This is a genomic window from Pantoea sp. BJ2, assembly GCF_040255075.1.
GTDB lineage: Bacteria > Pseudomonadota > Gammaproteobacteria > Enterobacterales > Enterobacteriaceae > Pantoea > Pantoea leporis.
The window spans coordinates 2249668-2265156 of the sequence record NZ_CP158292.1; the positions used below are offsets into that span (position 1 = coordinate 2249668).

Annotated in this window: 16 protein-coding genes and 2 tRNA genes; 10 read left to right on the forward strand and 8 right to left on the reverse strand. The window is 53.7% G+C overall.

All coding sequences use genetic code 11. From position 1 onward, the window contains the following. Positions 1-97: 97 nt before the first annotated feature. A complete protein-coding gene (gene rssA, locus AAF463_RS10355; protein WP_350260688.1) occupies positions 98-1003 on the reverse strand; it encodes a patatin-like phospholipase RssA in 906 nt (301 codons plus the stop codon). 96 nt (positions 1004-1099) lie between these two features. Between rssA and AAF463_RS10360 the strand changes: the two genes are divergently transcribed. The 5 genes from AAF463_RS10360 (at position 1100) to xthA (ending at position 3749) form a co-directional block, all read left to right on the forward strand. Further along, positions 1100-1555, forward strand: a complete 456-nt coding sequence (locus AAF463_RS10360) for a YchJ family metal-binding protein (RefSeq protein WP_101764237.1) — start codon at positions 1100-1102, stop codon at positions 1553-1555. Positions 1556-1612: 57 nt separating this feature from the next. Beyond that, a complete protein-coding gene (gene purU, locus AAF463_RS10365) occupies positions 1613-2461 on the forward strand; it encodes a formyltetrahydrofolate deformylase (protein ID WP_101764236.1) in 849 nt (282 codons plus the stop codon). Between the two features lie 144 nt (positions 2462-2605). After that, positions 2606-2690 (forward strand) — tRNA-Tyr (locus AAF463_RS10370). Positions 2691-2732: 42 nt separating this feature from the next. Then, positions 2733-2817, forward strand: a tRNA-Tyr gene (locus AAF463_RS10375). A 125-nt stretch (positions 2818-2942) separates the two neighbouring features. Then, the gene (gene xthA, locus AAF463_RS10380; RefSeq protein ID WP_110866265.1) at positions 2943-3749 is read left to right on the forward strand and encodes an exodeoxyribonuclease III; all 807 of its coding nucleotides are present in this window, start codon (positions 2943-2945) and stop codon (positions 3747-3749) included. Positions 3750-3781: 32 nt separating this feature from the next. On the opposite strand, the gene AAF463_RS10385 is transcribed toward xthA, so the two are convergent. From AAF463_RS10385 to AAF463_RS10400, 4 genes are all read right to left on the reverse strand, one after another. After that, a complete protein-coding gene (locus tag AAF463_RS10385) occupies positions 3782-4078 on the reverse strand; it encodes a YnjH family protein (RefSeq protein ID WP_008110345.1) in 297 nt (98 codons plus the stop codon). Next, complete coding sequence (locus AAF463_RS10390; protein ID WP_137385899.1) at positions 4078-6000, reverse strand: DNA topoisomerase III; 1923 nt, start codon at positions 5998-6000, stop codon at positions 4078-4080. Before AAF463_RS10390 ends, AAF463_RS10385 begins: the two co-directional genes overlap by 1 nt. 21 nt (positions 6001-6021) lie before the next feature. Further along, positions 6022-7065, reverse strand: a complete 1044-nt coding sequence (gene selD, locus AAF463_RS10395; RefSeq protein ID WP_350260689.1) for a selenide, water dikinase SelD — start codon at positions 7063-7065, stop codon at positions 6022-6024. A gap of 153 nt (positions 7066-7218) precedes the next feature. After that, positions 7219-7770 carry an NAD(P)H nitroreductase gene (locus AAF463_RS10400; RefSeq protein WP_110866269.1) on the reverse strand — a complete coding sequence of 184 codons (552 nt, stop codon included), beginning with the start codon at positions 7768-7770 and terminating at the stop codon, positions 7219-7221. A 169-nt stretch (positions 7771-7939) separates the two neighbouring features. Here AAF463_RS10400 and sppA point away from each other — a divergent pair, with 169 nt between their 5' ends. The 3 genes from sppA (at position 7940) to pncA (ending at position 11522) form a co-directional block, all read left to right on the forward strand. After that, positions 7940-9799, forward strand: coding sequence for a signal peptide peptidase SppA (gene sppA, locus AAF463_RS10405; protein WP_350260690.1), 1860 nt, complete (start codon positions 7940-7942; stop codon positions 9797-9799). 85 nt (positions 9800-9884) lie between these two features. Continuing rightward, positions 9885-10898 (forward strand): asparaginase, encoded by a 1014-nt coding sequence (gene ansA / locus AAF463_RS10410; protein ID WP_101764219.1) that lies wholly within the window; start codon positions 9885-9887, stop codon positions 10896-10898. Between the two features lie 15 nt (positions 10899-10913). Further along, complete coding sequence (gene pncA / locus AAF463_RS10415; RefSeq protein WP_101764218.1) at positions 10914-11522, forward strand: bifunctional nicotinamidase/pyrazinamidase; 609 nt, start codon at positions 10914-10916, stop codon at positions 11520-11522. 36 nt (positions 11523-11558) lie between these two features. On the opposite strand, the gene AAF463_RS10420 is transcribed toward pncA, so the two are convergent. Beyond that, positions 11559-11840 (reverse strand): DUF1315 family protein, encoded by a 282-nt coding sequence (locus AAF463_RS10420; protein WP_101764217.1) that lies wholly within the window; start codon positions 11838-11840, stop codon positions 11559-11561. Positions 11841-11842: 2 nt separating this feature from the next. After that, positions 11843-12253 (reverse strand): peptide-methionine (R)-S-oxide reductase MsrB, encoded by a 411-nt coding sequence (gene msrB, locus AAF463_RS10425; RefSeq protein WP_101764216.1) that lies wholly within the window; start codon positions 12251-12253, stop codon positions 11843-11845. Positions 12254-12591: 338 nt separating this feature from the next. On the opposite strand from msrB, the gene gapA reads away from it, so the two are divergent. Both gapA and AAF463_RS10435 read left to right on the forward strand, forming a co-directional pair. Further along, positions 12592-13590 carry a glyceraldehyde-3-phosphate dehydrogenase gene (gene gapA / locus AAF463_RS10430; protein WP_007889697.1) on the forward strand — a complete coding sequence of 333 codons (999 nt, stop codon included), beginning with the start codon at positions 12592-12594 and terminating at the stop codon, positions 13588-13590. A 75-nt stretch (positions 13591-13665) separates the two neighbouring features. Further along, positions 13666-14538: a D-hexose-6-phosphate mutarotase gene (locus tag AAF463_RS10435; RefSeq protein ID WP_350260691.1), complete on the forward strand. Its 873-nt coding sequence runs from the start codon at positions 13666-13668 to the stop codon at positions 14536-14538. A gap of 23 nt (positions 14539-14561) precedes the next feature. Here AAF463_RS10435 and AAF463_RS10440 read toward each other — a convergent pair whose 3' ends face one another. After that, positions 14562-15413 carry an aldo/keto reductase gene (locus AAF463_RS10440; RefSeq protein ID WP_350260692.1) on the reverse strand — a complete coding sequence of 284 codons (852 nt, stop codon included), beginning with the start codon at positions 15411-15413 and terminating at the stop codon, positions 14562-14564. Between the last annotated feature and the right edge of the window lie 76 nt (positions 15414-15489).

A 15489-nucleotide genomic window follows, 5' to 3' on the forward strand; every position in this document is an offset into this window, starting at 1 on the left:
CCCCCTGCGTACCAGATAATTCAATAGTGGTTCATAAAATGCCGTTGCGCCTTTCAGAATTGGCTGAAGTCGCAACACCTGTGAATGAACAACCTGACTATCTGCCACGGACCAGCGGTAATAGTTCATCCATTTTTTTCTCAACGGCGGCCTTGCCAGCCGCAATGGCTTCTTCTGCACGATGGAAGTCCAGTGTGGAAATTTGTGGACAAAACGGCTGAATCAGCACATCCGGCGGATCGCCCGCCATGCGGTTACGTTTCAGGCGATTTTCCAGAACCTGGATTGATGTCGACATAATCTCCATCGCACCCGGCGTTTGATTAGCACGGCGATGCGTCAGGCCAATCAGGCGTTGACGCAGTTTCTTTCCCCAGCTCAGCGCTTCTACTGCCGCCGCTTCTTCACCGCTCTGCGGCGTAACTGACAATAAATCCTGTTGCATCAGATGTGCGTCATGCTGTAAATCCACGGCGATAACGATGTCAGCACCCAATGCGCGGGTTAATGAGATCGGCACGGGATTCACCACCGCGCCATCCACCAACCAGTATCCATTGTAAGCAATGGGTGGCAATAAGCCTGGCATACTACAGGACGCACGCACAGCTTGATGCAAATCGCCTTCGGTCAACCACACTTCTCGTCCGGTACTGAGATTGGTCGCGACGACGCCAAATGGCTTATCGCACTCATCGATGAGGTCGTTGGGAATCAACTGGCGGATGTGGCTAAACACCCGGTCGCCGCGCAATAAACCACCGCGCTGCCACGACAGGTCCATTAATCGAATGACATCCCAATAACGGAATGCACTCACCCACTTCTCCATCACGCCCAGCCGTCCATTCACGTAAGCCGAACCGACCAACGCGCCAACAGAACATCCGGCCACCACATCGATTTCAATCCCTGCGCGTTCCAGCGCATCGATCACGCCGATGTGGGACCAACCTTTGGCAGCACCTGAACCCAGTGCCAGCCCAATCCTGACCTTTCTCATCTCACCTCATGATTGGCATGGTACGTAGCATCACGCCTGACAGTCGGCTACCATAGCGCACGCTTAAATTTACTTTAATCACTTCCAGGAGATGACGTGTCTGAAAAGTGCCCTTGCTGCAGCGGAAAGGAGTATAGCGTATGTTGCCAACCCTTTCTGAATGGCCAAGCGAACCCGTCCAGCGCGGAACAATTAATGCGCTCACGTTACACCGCTTACGTCGTGAAAGATGCCGCGTGGCTGGCGAAAACCTGGCACTCCAGTAAACGCGTGGCCGACCTTGAGACGTTATTATCCGAAAGTTTTGCCGGTACTGAATGGCTGGGCTTGAATGTAACTCGTTGTAATCATGGAAGCCACGAGAATGAAGCCTTCGTGACGTTTTTTGCGCGTTACCTCGAAAAAGGCCGCACTTCAGCCATCTATGAATGTTCGCGCTTTCTTCGCGAGGATCAACGCTGGTACTATGTCGACGGAACAACGCCTGAGTTGGGACGTAACGATCGCTGTCCTTGTGGCGCCGATAAAAAATACAAAAAATGTTGTGGGTAATCTGGACAGATACACAACGGCTTTACCATTCATCGCTTTGACAGGACTCTGATCGAGATGCAAGCGCAAACCATCCAACGAAAAGTTTTACGAACCATTTGCCCTGATGCGAAAGGTTTGATCGCCAAGATCACCAACATTTGCTACAAGCACGAACTCAACATTGTGCAGAACAATGAGTTTGTCGATCACCGCACCGGACGCTTTTTTATGCGCACCGAGCTGGAAGGCATTTTCAACGACAATACCTTGCTGGCCGATCTCGATAGCGCGCTACCCGTCGGTTCAGTGCGTGAACTGCAAAGTGCCGGTCGTCGCCGTGTCGTGATTCTGGTGACCAAAGAGGCGCATTGCCTGGGCGATCTGCTAATGAAAAGCGCGTTTGGCGGTCTGGATATGGAGATTGCTGCAGTCATCGGTAACCACGAAACGCTGCGTTCACTGGTTGAACGTTTCGATATTCCGTTTGTGATGGTGAGCCACGAAGGCCACACGCGTGAAGAGCACGACAACCGCATGGCGGATGAAATTGACCGTTATCAGCCTGATTACGTGGTGCTGGCAAAATATATGCGCGTGTTGACGCCCGCCTTTGTGCAACGTTATCCAAACCAGATCATCAATATTCACCACTCCTTCTTGCCGGCGTTCATTGGCGCGCGTCCGTATCATCAGGCTTATGAGCGCGGCGTGAAAATCATCGGCGCTACCGCGCACTACGTGAACGATAACCTCGATGAAGGTCCAATTATCATGCAGGACGTGATCAACGTCGATCATAGCTACACCGCAGAAGAGATGATGCGTGCAGGACGAGACGTTGAGAAGAATGTGCTGAGCCGCGCGCTGTATAAAGTGTTAGGCCAGCGCGTGTTCGTTTACGGCAACCGCACGATCATTCTTTAACCACTTCGGCGCTGAACTGCACAACTCTTCAGCGCCACGCATAAAAAGTGGGCAAACAGTTTTTATTTTCAGTGACGGCGCTTTACAGACTGAGCGCATTTGTTATGATGCGCCCCGCTTTAAGACGCAATGATTCAGGCCAATGGTGGGATTCCCGAGCGGCCAAAGGGAGCAGACTGTAAATCTGCCGTCACAGACTTCGAAGGTTCGAATCCTTCTCCCACCACCATCTGAATCGTCTCTGCCTGAAGCCACAATATGTCATATCCCCGGTGGGATTCCCGAGCGGCCAAAGGGAGCAGACTGTAAATCTGCCGTCACAGACTTCGAAGGTTCGAATCCTTCTCCCACCACCATCAATACCATTCTCCTGTTTTTCCCACTTGTTTTAATCGTTGTGACCTCCTGATTCACACCATGACTTTTCCCCAAAAACTCGTTACCATCGCGCCATACTTTTGCGGATAAAAATGGCAGCGAAATGAAATTTGTCTCTTTCAACATCAACGGCTTGCGTGCGCGTCCTCATCAATTAGCCGCGCTGGTTGAACAGCATCAACCCGATGTCATCGGCTTGCAGGAAACCAAAGTGCATGACGATATGTTTCCGCTCGAAGACGTCAGCAAACTGGGTTATCACGTGTTTTATCATGGACAGAAAGGTCATTACGGCGTCGCGCTGCTGACCAAAGCTGAGCCTGTCAACGTCTACCGTGGTTTCCCTGGCGATGAGGAAGATGCACAGCGTCGTTTGATCATGGCGGAAATCCCGAGTCCGATTGGTGATATCACGGTGATCAACGGTTATTTTCCGCAGGGTGAAAGCCGCGACCATCCCACCAAGTTCCCGGCGAAAGAGAAGTTTTATCGCGATCTGCAAAGCTATCTTGAGCAACAGCTAGCCGTGGATAAACCGGTATTGATCATGGGCGACATGAACATCAGCAGCACCGATTTTGACATCGGCATTGGTGAAGACAATCGTAAACGCTGGCTGCGTACCGGAAAATGCTCGTTCCTGCCTGAGGAGCGCGAGTGGATGGATCGCTTGCTGAAGTGGGGTTTAGTAGATACCTGGCGCGCTAAGTTCCCGGAAACCAACGATCGTTTCTCATGGTTTGACTACCGTTCGAAAGGCTTTGACGACAACCGTGGTCTGCGCATCGATCTGCTGCTGGCAAGCCAACCGCTTGCCTCGCGCTGCATTGAGAGTGGCATCGATTACGATATCCGCAGCATGGAAAAACCGTCGGATCACGCCCCGGTTTGGTCGACATTTAAGCTGTGATGAAGCAGCGTGGCGTCTGGCGCCACGCGCTTTTATTTGATGATTTTCCAGATAAGCGGATTAGTGCCTAATACCTTCTCATCCCTGCCGCACTGCAATAACACGCCTTCTGCTTTGACCACCGCACCTTCAGAATAACTGCGGTTCTCATAGGTACAGCACTGCATGCAGTTGCTCTGACGATTATTTTGCCCTTGTGTCCACACTTCTGGCGGCAGATCCACCACCACATCAGTATTACCCGTACGATTGTTTTCCGGCTGGCGGTTGGCCAGCGCCGAGGTGCTGCATAACAGCAATCCGCCCAGCAACATCATTGCATAACGCATCACTCTGTCTCCTTGGTTTTGCGACGAGCCGTTTTCGGTTTGGCTTTCTTTTTGGCCCCAGGCGCTGTCAATCCGCGAAAGGCCTGTAACGACGGTCGCTGGCGTGCTTCACCAATCAGCCCAATCAAGGTGCTGACCAGCGGCTGCATAAACTCATCATAGCGACAAGACTTCTCGCTAATCCGGGTAAGCGTCGATTCCCATTGCGCCGTCATATCGGGCCGGGCGGCCATTTCTGGCAGTGCATGGATCAACGCCCTGCCCGCATCCGTCGAATGAATATAGCGGCCTTTTTTCACCAGGAAAGTGCGGCGGAACAGCAATTCGATAATGCCCGCACGCGTCGCTTCCGTACCTAAACCATCGGTTGCACGCAGCACTTTCTTTAATTCTTTATCCTGCACAAAGCGGGCAATGCCGGTCATCGCAGACAATAGCGTCGCATCGGTAAACGGACGCGGCGGTTGCGTCTGCTTCGCCAGCACTTCGCCGCGCTCGCACAGCAGCTCATCACCTTTAGCGACGACCGGCAGCGGCGTGCCATCGTTCTCCTCGTCACGCTCTTTGCTGCCGAGCAGCGCACGCCAGCCGGCTTCGGCCAGAAAACGCGCTTTGGCGATAAATTTTCCGCCGCCGATATCAAGATCAATAACGCATTTGCGGAACACCGCATCCGGGCAAAACTGCATTAGATACTGGCGGGCGATCAATCCGTAAATATTGGCCTCATTTTCGGTCAGACTAACCTTACTGGCACGCGCAGTGGGAATGATGGCATGGTGCGCATCGACCTTTTTGTCGTCCCAGCAGCGGTTCTTCTGATCGGGATTGAAATCCGCTGGCGGTGTCAGATTGGGCTGATGCGCCTGAATGGCGTTCAGCACCGCATGGCGTCCGGCAAAGTGCTCATCGGGCAGATAGCGGCTATCGGAACGCGGGTAGGTGATCAGCTTATGGGTTTCATACAGCCGCTGACAGCAATCCAGTACGTTCTGCGCGCTGAGGCCAAAGCGCTTACCGGCTTCGATCTGCAGGCCAGAAAGCGAAAATGGCAGCGGTGCGGTATCGGATTCACGTTTGTCGTTATATCCGGTGACCAGCGCCGGCTTACCATTAATGCGCTCAAGCACGTGATCCGCCAGCGGACGATGCAGCAAACGCCCCTCTTCATCCTGCCACGGCTCGCAAGCATCGCTTGGCACCCATGTCGCGACAAAACGCTCGTCTTTTGGCGTGACGATGTGCGCTTTAACTTCGAAATAGTCCTTAGGGATAAAGTTTTCGATCTCTTCATCGCGGCGCACCACTAAACCCAGCACCGGCGTCTGCACGCGGCCAACCGACAGCACGCCGTCGTAACCGGCGTTACGGCCCAGCAAGGTAAAGGCGCGCGTCATGTTGATGCCGTACAGCCAGTCGGCGCGCGCACGCGCTAACGCAGACACACACAGCGGAATGAATTCGCGGTTCTCACGTAGGCGCCCAACCGCACGTTCAACCGCCGAGGGATTAAGATCGTTAATCAGGCAGCGCTGCACCGCTTTGCGTTTCTCTGGTGCGAGCTGCAGATAATCCAGCACTTCATCCACCAGCAGTTGACCTTCACGATCGGGGTCACCCGCATGCACCACCATGCTGGCTTGTTGCAGCAGGCCTTCAATCACTTTTAACTGCTTAGCCACGGATGGACGTGGCTGCAAACGCCATTTTTCCGGAATAATCGGTAAATCAGCCAGATTCCAGCGCGCATAGCGGCTGTCATAACTGTCGGGCTGCGCCTGCTCCAGCAGGTGCCCAACACACCAGGTCACAACCTGGTCATTCCCGCAGGCAATATAGCCGTCTCCGCGTCGATGCGGTTTTGGCAACACGTCGGCAATCGCACGCGCTAAGCTGGGTTTTTCGGCAATAAACAAACGCATGGATGGCGTCGTTCCTTAACGTCAGGTAACTACGGTAATCAGTGGACGATCGGCTTTAGCGGCAAACAGTTCGCCAATCGACGTTGCTTGCACGCCTGCTGCAGAGGCGCAGCGCTGGAATGCCTCAATGGCGCTGGGTTGAACCGCCACCAGCAGACCACCGGAGGTTTGTGGATCGCACAGCAACGCGCGGGTGGCATCATCTAAGGGTGAAACCTGCTCGCCATAGCTGGCGAAGTTGCGGCTGGTGCCACCGGGCACCGCTCCCGCAGCGATATAGTCATCGACGCCCGCCAGGCGCGGTACCTGCGCTGCAATCACTTCGGCACGCAATCCTGAACCCTGGCAGATTTCACTTAAATGGCCGAGCAAGCCAAAACCGGTGACATCGGTCATCGCGCTGATGCCCGCCAGTTTGGCGAACTCCGCTCCGGCTTTATTCAGCTGGCACATCACATCGGCAGCCAGCGAATGGTGTTCAGGCCGCAGCAGGCCTTTTTTCTCGGCGGTAGTGAGAATGCCAATGCCTAATGGTTTGGTGAGGAAAAGCTGACAACCGGCCTGCGCCGCGCTGTTCTTTTTCACCCGTGCCACATCGACGATACCGGTCACGGCCAGGCCGAAGATCGGCTCTGGCGCATCAATCGAATGACCGCCCGCCAGGGCGATTCCCGCCGCCTGACAAGCGGCACGCCCGCCCTCGACCACCTGCTGCGCCACTTCCGGACTCAGTAGATTCACCGGCCAGCCTAATATAGCGATCGCCATGATTGGTTTCCCGCCCATGGCGTAGATATCGCTGATGGCGTTAGTGGCGGCGATACGACCAAAGGTAAAAGGATCGTCGACGATCGGCATAAAGAAGTCGGTGGTGCTTACCACCGCAGTACCGTTGCCCAGATCGTAGACTGCAGCATCATCACGCGTTTCATTGCCAACCAGCAGTTGCGGATCGTGAAACGGGCTGAGCTCACTGCGCAGAATGGTTTCCAACACCTGCGGCGAAATTTTGCACCCACAACCCGCACCGTGGCTGTATTGCGTTAAACGAACAGGTTCACTCATGGCGACTTCCTTATGCGATGAACAGAAGGCGCTATGTTAGCCTGGCTGTCAGTTGGGAGTAAGTGTTGCACGACCTGACCTCGATCTTTCGCACAGGCTTTGTGCAATCTTTGCAACGGCGCCCAACCTGCCGCAAAAGTCCAGCATTGTCTGTCAGAAATAACTGACAAACTGCGCGGTGTCCGGCGCAACCACGGTGGTGTTGGCTTTCAACTGTGGCGTGCCGAGATAGAGGAAACCAACAATCGCATCTTGCTCGCGGCAGCCAAAGGCTTCGCGCACGGACGGATGATCGGTCCACGGACCGCTGCGCCAGATGCCATTAAAACCTTGCGCCACGGCGGCCATCTGCATCGCCATCACTGCACAGCTGGCAGACGCCAGTTGCTCCCACTGCGGCACTTTGGCGTTCTCTTCACAATGCGCCACCACGGTGATGATCATCGGCGCGCGATAAGGCGCGGAGGCTGCTTTGTCAATCGCCTTCTGCTCAAGATTGCTGTCACGCGCGGCCTGTTCCAGCAAGTTAGCAAAGCGCTCGCGCCCCTCATTTTCGACAATAATGAAACGCCATGGCTGCAGCGTACCGTGATCGGGGGCGCGCATCGCGGCGTGCAGAATATTTTGCAACGCTTCACCTGCCGGCGCCGGTTCTGCCAGACGAGACGCCGAGCGGCGATTAACCAATAAATCCAATGCATCCATTATTCTTCTCCCGTGAATAAAAAGCGTGGGCTAATCCTGGCACAGCACGATCTTTTGTAACAGTCTGGCGCGATTTCCTGCTGACTTTTCGCACGCCGCTCTTTAGGATGAACCCGACATCGGGGCAGACCGCGTGCTGGCTGCCCTGCTACGTGAATATGGAGAGTTTATGCGCACTTTGTGGCGAATTATTTCCGGTCTGTTCCGCTGGACCTGGCGGGTACTGAATTTTATTCGGGAATTTATTCTTAATTTATTTCTTATTGTTTTGATCCTGGCGGGCGTCGGGATTTGGCTGCAGGTTTCCAGTTCCAATAGCAGTGAACCTGTACAGCAAGGCGCATTGAAAATCGATCTGAGCGGAGTGCTGGTCGATAAACCTTCTGTCAGCAATCGTCTGAGTCGTATTAGCCGTCAACTGTTAGGCGCCAATAGCGATCGTCTGCAGGAGAATTCCTTGTTCGATGTCGTCGATGCGATCCGCCAGGCAAAAACCGATAAAAACATCACTGGCATCGTGCTGGAGCTGCGTGACTTTGCCGGTGGCGATCAACCTTCGCTGCAATATGTGGGTAAAGCACTGCGCGAATTCCGTGACGCCGGCAAACCTATTTATGCAGTCGGCGACAGTTACAGCCAGGCGCAATACTACATCGCCAGTTACGCCAACAAGGTGTATCTCTCACCTCAGGGCACGGTTGATCTACACGGTTTCGCCACCAACGGCCTGTACTACAAGACTTTGCTGGAAAAGCTGAAAGTTAATTCGCATGTATTCCGTGTAGGCACTTATAAGTCTGCGGTTGAGCCGTTCCTGCGTGACGATATGTCACCGGAAGCGCGCGACGCTGATGGGCGCTGGATTGGCCAGCTGTGGCAGAATTACCTGAATACTGTGGCAGCCAATCGTCAAATTACACCAGAACAGCTGTTCCCAGGTGCAGCCGGCATCATTAGCGGCTTGCAAGCGGTGCAAGGTGATACCGCGAAATATGCGCTGAATAATAAATTGGTGGATGTACTGGATACGCGTGCAGCCGCCGATCAGGAACTGGTGAAAACCTTCGGCTGGGATAAGGCGAATAACGATTACCGTAGCGTGAGTATCTACGATTACACCGTTAAACAGCCGCCGCAGAGCCAGGATGGCAATATCGCCGTGATCCTCGCCAGCGGTGCGATTATGGACGGTGAAGAGAGTGCCGGAAACGTCGGCGGTGATACCACGGCGTCGCAAATCCGCGATGCGCGCCTGGATGCTAAAATCAAAGCCATTGTGTTGCGTGTCAACAGCCCTGGCGGCAGCGTCACGGCATCGGAAGCGATTCGTGAAGAGCTGGCGGCAGCCCACGATGCGGGTAAACCGGTGGTGGTCTCAATGGGTGGCATGGCGGCTTCCGGCGGTTACTGGATTTCAACGCCTGCCGATTACATCGTGGCGGCACCCAGCACGCTGACCGGTTCCATCGGTATCTTTGGCGTGATTAACACCGTTGAAAACAGCCTGAGTTCGGTGGGTGTGCATACTGACGGCGTCGCCACATCGCCGCTGGCGGATGTCGCCACCACCAAAGCGCTGCCAACCGAAGTGCAGCAGCTGATGCAGCTGACCATTGAGAACGGCTATCGTAACTTCGTGGGCCTGGTAGCGGCCTCGCGTCACAAAACGCCTGAGGAGATCAATGCGATTGCGCAGGGTCACGTCTGGACCGGTAGTGATGCCAAAGCCAATGGTTTGGTCGATGCGTTGGGTGACTTTGACGATGCCGTGGCGAAAGCCGCTGAGCTGGCGAAAGTCGCTAAGCCGGAGTTGAGCTGGTATCAGGACGATCCGGGCATGATCGATCTGCTGCTGAATCAGATGAACGCGTCGGTTCAGGCGATATTGCCGGCTGCGCTGAAAGTCTGGCTGCCTGCGCCAATGCTGGACGTAATGAGCGCAATGAAACAGCAACCTGGCTTACTGAATAACCTCAACGATCCGCAAAATCGCTACGCTTTCTGCCTGAACTGCGGCAACGTACGCTAATCTTTACAGCCCGGCCGCTGGTCGGGCTGCTTTTCGTTCGCAATCCCCTTATACTGCGCGTTTTACGGCAAGTCTGAGTTCCTTCATGCAAAAGAAAAATATCTACGTAGCCTACACCGGCGGCACCATCGGGATGCAGCGCTCTGCGCAGGGCTACATTCCGGTATCGGGTCATCTGCAACAGCAGCTGGCAAACATGCCCGAATTCCATCGGCCTGAAATGCCGGATTTCACCATCCATGAATATCAGCCGCTGATGGACTCCTCGGACATGACGCCGCAGGATTGGCAATCGATTGCGAACGATATTAAGCAAAACTACGATCGTTACGATGGCTTTGTAATTTTGCATGGTACCGACACCATGGCCTTCACCGCTTCGGCGCTCTCCTTTATGCTGGAGAACCTCGCTAAGCCGGTGATTGTCACCGGCTCGCAAATTCCCCTGGCAGAATTGCGTTCTGATGGGCAGCAAAACCTGCTGAACTCGCTGTATGTGGCGGCCAATTATCCGATCAGTGAAGTTGCCCTGTTTTTCAATAACACGCTGTTCCGCGGCAACCGTACCACTAAGGCACATGCTGACGGCTTTAATGCCTTCGCATCGCCAAACCTGGCGCCCTTGCTGGAAGCGGGTATTCATATCCGCCGGTTAAACACCCCGCCCGCACCGCAAGGTCACGGCGAGCTGATTGTGCATCCGATAACACCACAGCCGATTGGCGTGGTGACGATTTATCCGGGTATCTCTGCCGACGTGGTGGGTAATTTCCTGCGTCAACCGGTGAAAGCCTTGATCCTGCGCTCTTACGGCGTTGGCAACGCGCCGCAAAATGCTGAGTTTCTTTCGGAACTGCAACAGGCCAGCGATCGCGGCATTGTGGTGGTGAATCTGACGCAGTGTATGTCCGGCAAAGTGAATATGGGCGGCTATGCCACCGGCAATGCGCTTGAGCATGCGGGCGTGATCAGCGGCTTTGATCTCACCGTTGAGGCCACATTAACCAAACTGCATTTTTTATTGAGTCAGAACCTTACCAGCGCGGAAATTCGTGCCAAAATGCAGCAGAATTTACGCGGCGAACTGACCGAAGATTGATACGGAGCGAAACCAATGAAGCGGGCATTGATAATCATCGATATTCAGAACGATTTTTGCCCCGGCGGCCCAATGGCGGTGCGTGAGGGTGACCAAACGGTTGCCGTCGCCAATCGATTTGCGCGTGAGTTTCACGATCGGGGTGAATGTGTGGTGGCATTGCAAGACTGGCATCCAGCCAATCACGGCAGCTTCGCCTCGATCTCCGGCGAGCCGGTCTACACGCTCGGCGAATTAAACGGTTTAGCGCAGATCTGGTGGCCCGATCACGGTATTGAGAATTCTGTCGGGGCGGATTTTCATCCCGATCTCGATCGCTCTCTGATAGATGCCGTGTTCCATAAAGGGGGCGATGTTGAGGTGGATAGCTACAGCGCCTTTTTTGATAACGGCCATCGACGCAAGACAGAACTCGACAGTTGGCTGCGCGAGCGCGGCATTAGCGATTTAGTGATGTTGGGTATTGCGACCGATTACTGCGTCAAATACAGCGTGCTGGATGCGCTGGAGTTAGGTTACAACGTGGAGGTGGTTAAAGAGGGCTGCCGCGGTGTGAACCTGAATCCGGATGACAGTGAAATTGCTTTCGCTCAGATGGAAGCACAAGGTGCGGTATTAATCTGAAAATAAGGGGCTGGTGAGAACCAGCCCTTTTGATTTTTAGTGCAGGTTGATGCGCGTGACGTCGGGCTCAATGCCAAACTCTTCTTTCAGCTGTTTCTTCGATTTCATCACCATATCCCCACCTTTGCTAATGGTCATATGTTGCGGATCGTCATTGTGGCGAGCCTGCCACAACATCACCAGCTGCAGACAATTCTCTTTCTGCTCTGGCGTCAGCGCGACGCCATCTGGCCATTTGCCGATTTCAACCGCCGTGGAGAGCCGCTCGTACACTTCCGGCGTCATCGCCTCCAGCATCGCTTCCAGTTCCTGTTTCATGCTTAGCCCTCTTGCTGATTGCCCTGCTCATCAGTGAAGTTTAGCGAGGCGGAGTTCACGCAGTAGCGCTCGCCGCTCGGTTGTGGGCCATCCGGGAACACATGTCCCAAATGCGCATCACAGTTGCCACAGCGAATCTCAACCCGTTGCATGCCGTGTGAATCATCTTCCAGATAGCGGATAGCGTCGTCACTGAAAGGCTGATAGAAACTTGGCCAGCCACAGCCTGAATCGTATTTGGTTTCGGAGAGAAACAGCGGCGAATTACAAACTAAGCAGTGGTAAATCCCTTCCTGCTTGTTGTGCAGCAAGGCGCCCGAGAAAGGGGGCTCCGTTCCACGATGCTGAGTGACATAGCGCTGCATTTCGGAAAGCTGCGCAATTTTTGCGTCGGGTGCGGTGTCTTTAGCCATTTTGAGTTCCGGAGTGTCATTCTGAAAAAATCGACTAGTATTCTAACAAACGTACAACATCTATCGGGTCTTTTTTCGTGCTAACGCCTCCGACATCTGTTCCACAGCACGATTTTGTGATGGCGATCACCCTTTGTAAAAGTCATCCCTTTTCAGCCCGCATTCGGCGTAACATAGGCGCGCAATAAGGGTGCTGCGTAAGCGATTGCGCAACGAATTATTCCTGGTGTTGGAATTGACCTGTCGCAACAATTGACACGATTCCGCTTGACGCCTGGTAAGGTTTTTGTAATTTTACAGCCAACCTTTTATTCACTAACAAATAGCTGGTGGAATATATGACTATCAAAGTAGGTATTAACGGTTTTGGCCGTATCGGTCGCATCGTTTTCCGTGCTGCGCAGCAGCGTTCTGACATCGAAATCGTCGCGATCAACGATCTGCTCGACGCCGATTACATGGCATACATGCTGAAGTATGACTCTACTCACGGTCGTTTTGACGGCACTGTAGAAGTGAAAGACGGTGCACTGATTGTTAACGGTAAGAAAATCCGTGTTACCGCTGAGAAAGACCCGGCTAACCTGAAGTGGGACGAAGTGGGTGTTGACGTTGTTGCTGAAGCGACCGGTATCTTCCTGACCGACGAAACTGCACGTAAACACATCACCGCTGGCGCGAAGAAAGTGGTTCTGACTGGTCCATCTAAAGACAGCACCCCGATGTTTGTACGTGGCGCTAACTTTGACAAATATGCTGGCCAGGACATCGTTTCTAACGCGTCTTGCACCACCAACTGCCTGGCTCCACTGGCTAAAGTTATCAACGACAACTTCGGTATCGTTGAAGGTCTGATGACCACCGTTCACGCAACCACCGCGACGCAGAAAACCGTTGATGGCCCGTCTCACAAAGACTGGCGCGGCGGCCGTGGCGCAGCGCAGAACATCATCCCATCTTCTACCGGTGCAGCTAAAGCAGTTGGCGTTGTTCTGCCAGAGCTGAACGGCAAACTGACCGGTATGGCGTTCCGCGTTCCTACTCCAAACGTGTCTGTTGTTGACCTGACTGTTCGCCTGGAAAAACCAGCGACCTACAAAGAAATTTGTGCAGTGATTAAAGCTGAGTCAGAAGGCAAAATGAAAGGCGTTCTGGGCTACATTGAAGACGACGTGGTTTCTACCGACTTCAACGGCGAAACCCTGACTTCAGTATTCGATGCTAAAGCAGGTATCGCTCTGAATGACAACTTCGTGAAACTGGTTTCCTGGTACGATAACGAAACTGGCTACTCACATAAAGTTCTCGATCTGATTGCACTGGTTGCTTCTAAGTAAGCTAACCGGCTAAACGGACAAGGGGTGACTTCGGTCGCCCCTTTTTTTCGACTGGATAAAAGAGAAGGTCTGACCATGCAAGATACGCTTTATACCCTTCCGGTAGTGAATCAAATCACCCCTTATCTGTCACAGCGCCAGCAGGGTGATTTGCCGATTGTGGTAATCAGCCATCCTAAAGTGCGTGCGGCGATTGCCCTGCAAGGTGCGCATCTGCTTTCGTGGCAGCCTAGCGGCCAAAAACCGGTGATTTGGCTCAGTGAAAAAACCCCGTTTACCACAGGTAAAGCAATCCGTGGCGGCGTGCCGATTTGCTGGCCGTGGTTTGGTCCGGCAGGTGAACCGGCGCACGGTTTTGCACGCAATATGCCGTGGACGCTGACCGCCCATGATGAAAACGAAGATGCGGTAATGCTGACTTTTACGTTGGAAAGCAACGCACAAACCAAAAAGCTCTGGCCGCACGAATTCACCCTGCTTGCTCGCTTCCGGATTGCTGAGCATTGTGAAATTGAGTTGGAAGCTTACGGCGACTATGAAGCCACCGCAGCGCTGCACAGCTACTTCCAGATTGCGGATATCTCACAGGTCGAAGTGAGCGGATTGGGCAATAGCTTTATCGATAAGGTTAACGATAATGCTGTTGGCGCATCCGACGGCAAGCAGACCTATCCCAACCGCGTGGATCGTATTCACACCGCAGCGGATGACTGCAGCGTGATTCACGATAAAGCGGGCAAACGCCAGATTGAAGTCTATCACCACTATCAGAGTGACGTTGTCACGTGGAATCCAGGTCCGGAGTTATCATGCAGCATGGGGGACATGCCAAATGAAGGCTATAAAACCATGGTGTGCGTGGAAACGGCGCGCATTAGCAAGCCGTTAAAAAGCGCGGGTGAATCCCCTGCGCGTTTGGGCACCACAATTCGTATCGTTAATAAGTAATAAGATGCGGCGCCGTTGCGCCGCTAAACCACATCTAATGCAGTTTTAGATTGAGGCGCAGGAAACGCCCGATCAATGATGCTCAGCTCTTCATCAGTCAGATTGATGCTAAGCGCGGCCGCATTTTGCTGCACATGTGCAACGCTGCTGGCTTTAGGAATGGCCAAAACGCCTTGCTGACGGATCACCCAAGCCAATAGCACTTGCGCCACGCTGATGCCCTTCTGTTGTGCAATCTGTTTAAGATACGCATCGTCAAACAGCGCCTGTCGCAGTCGTCCAGCCTGCGCTAACGGGCAATAGGCCATAATCGGCATCTCGTGCTGCTGACACTGCGGCAACAGATCGTACTCGATCCCGCGTGACGCTAAGTGGTACAGCACCTGATTGGTTAAACAGGATTTGCCGCCGGGGTCTTGCCACAGTTCCAGCATATCGTCATGGTCAAAGTTCGAGACGCCCCAATGGCGGATTTTGCCCTGCTGCTGCAAGGATTCCATCGCGCGAATGGTTTCTTCTAAGGGCACATTGCCGCGCCAGTGCAGCAGGTAGAGATCGAGGTAATCGGTTTGCAGACGGCGCAGACTGCGCTCGCAGGCCTCGATAGCATCGACTTCACCGGCATTCCAGGGATACACCTTCGATACCAGCCAGGCTTGATCGCGACGGCCGCGTAATGCTTCGCCGACCACCTCTTCGGCTGCGCCTTCCGCATACATTTCCGCCGTGTCGATAACCTTAAGTCCAAGATCTAAACCCGCCTGCAGTGCCGCCACTTCCTGGCTGCGCAGCGCTGCATTTTCACCCATATACCAGGTTCCCTGACCAATAGCGGGTAAAGCTGATTCACCGTGAAATTGGATAGTCTTCATCACTCCTCCTGTTGCGCTGATATGGGGCTCTGAATTGGTGCAATGTAAGAAAAACGCCTCATTACGAGGCATTTATTTA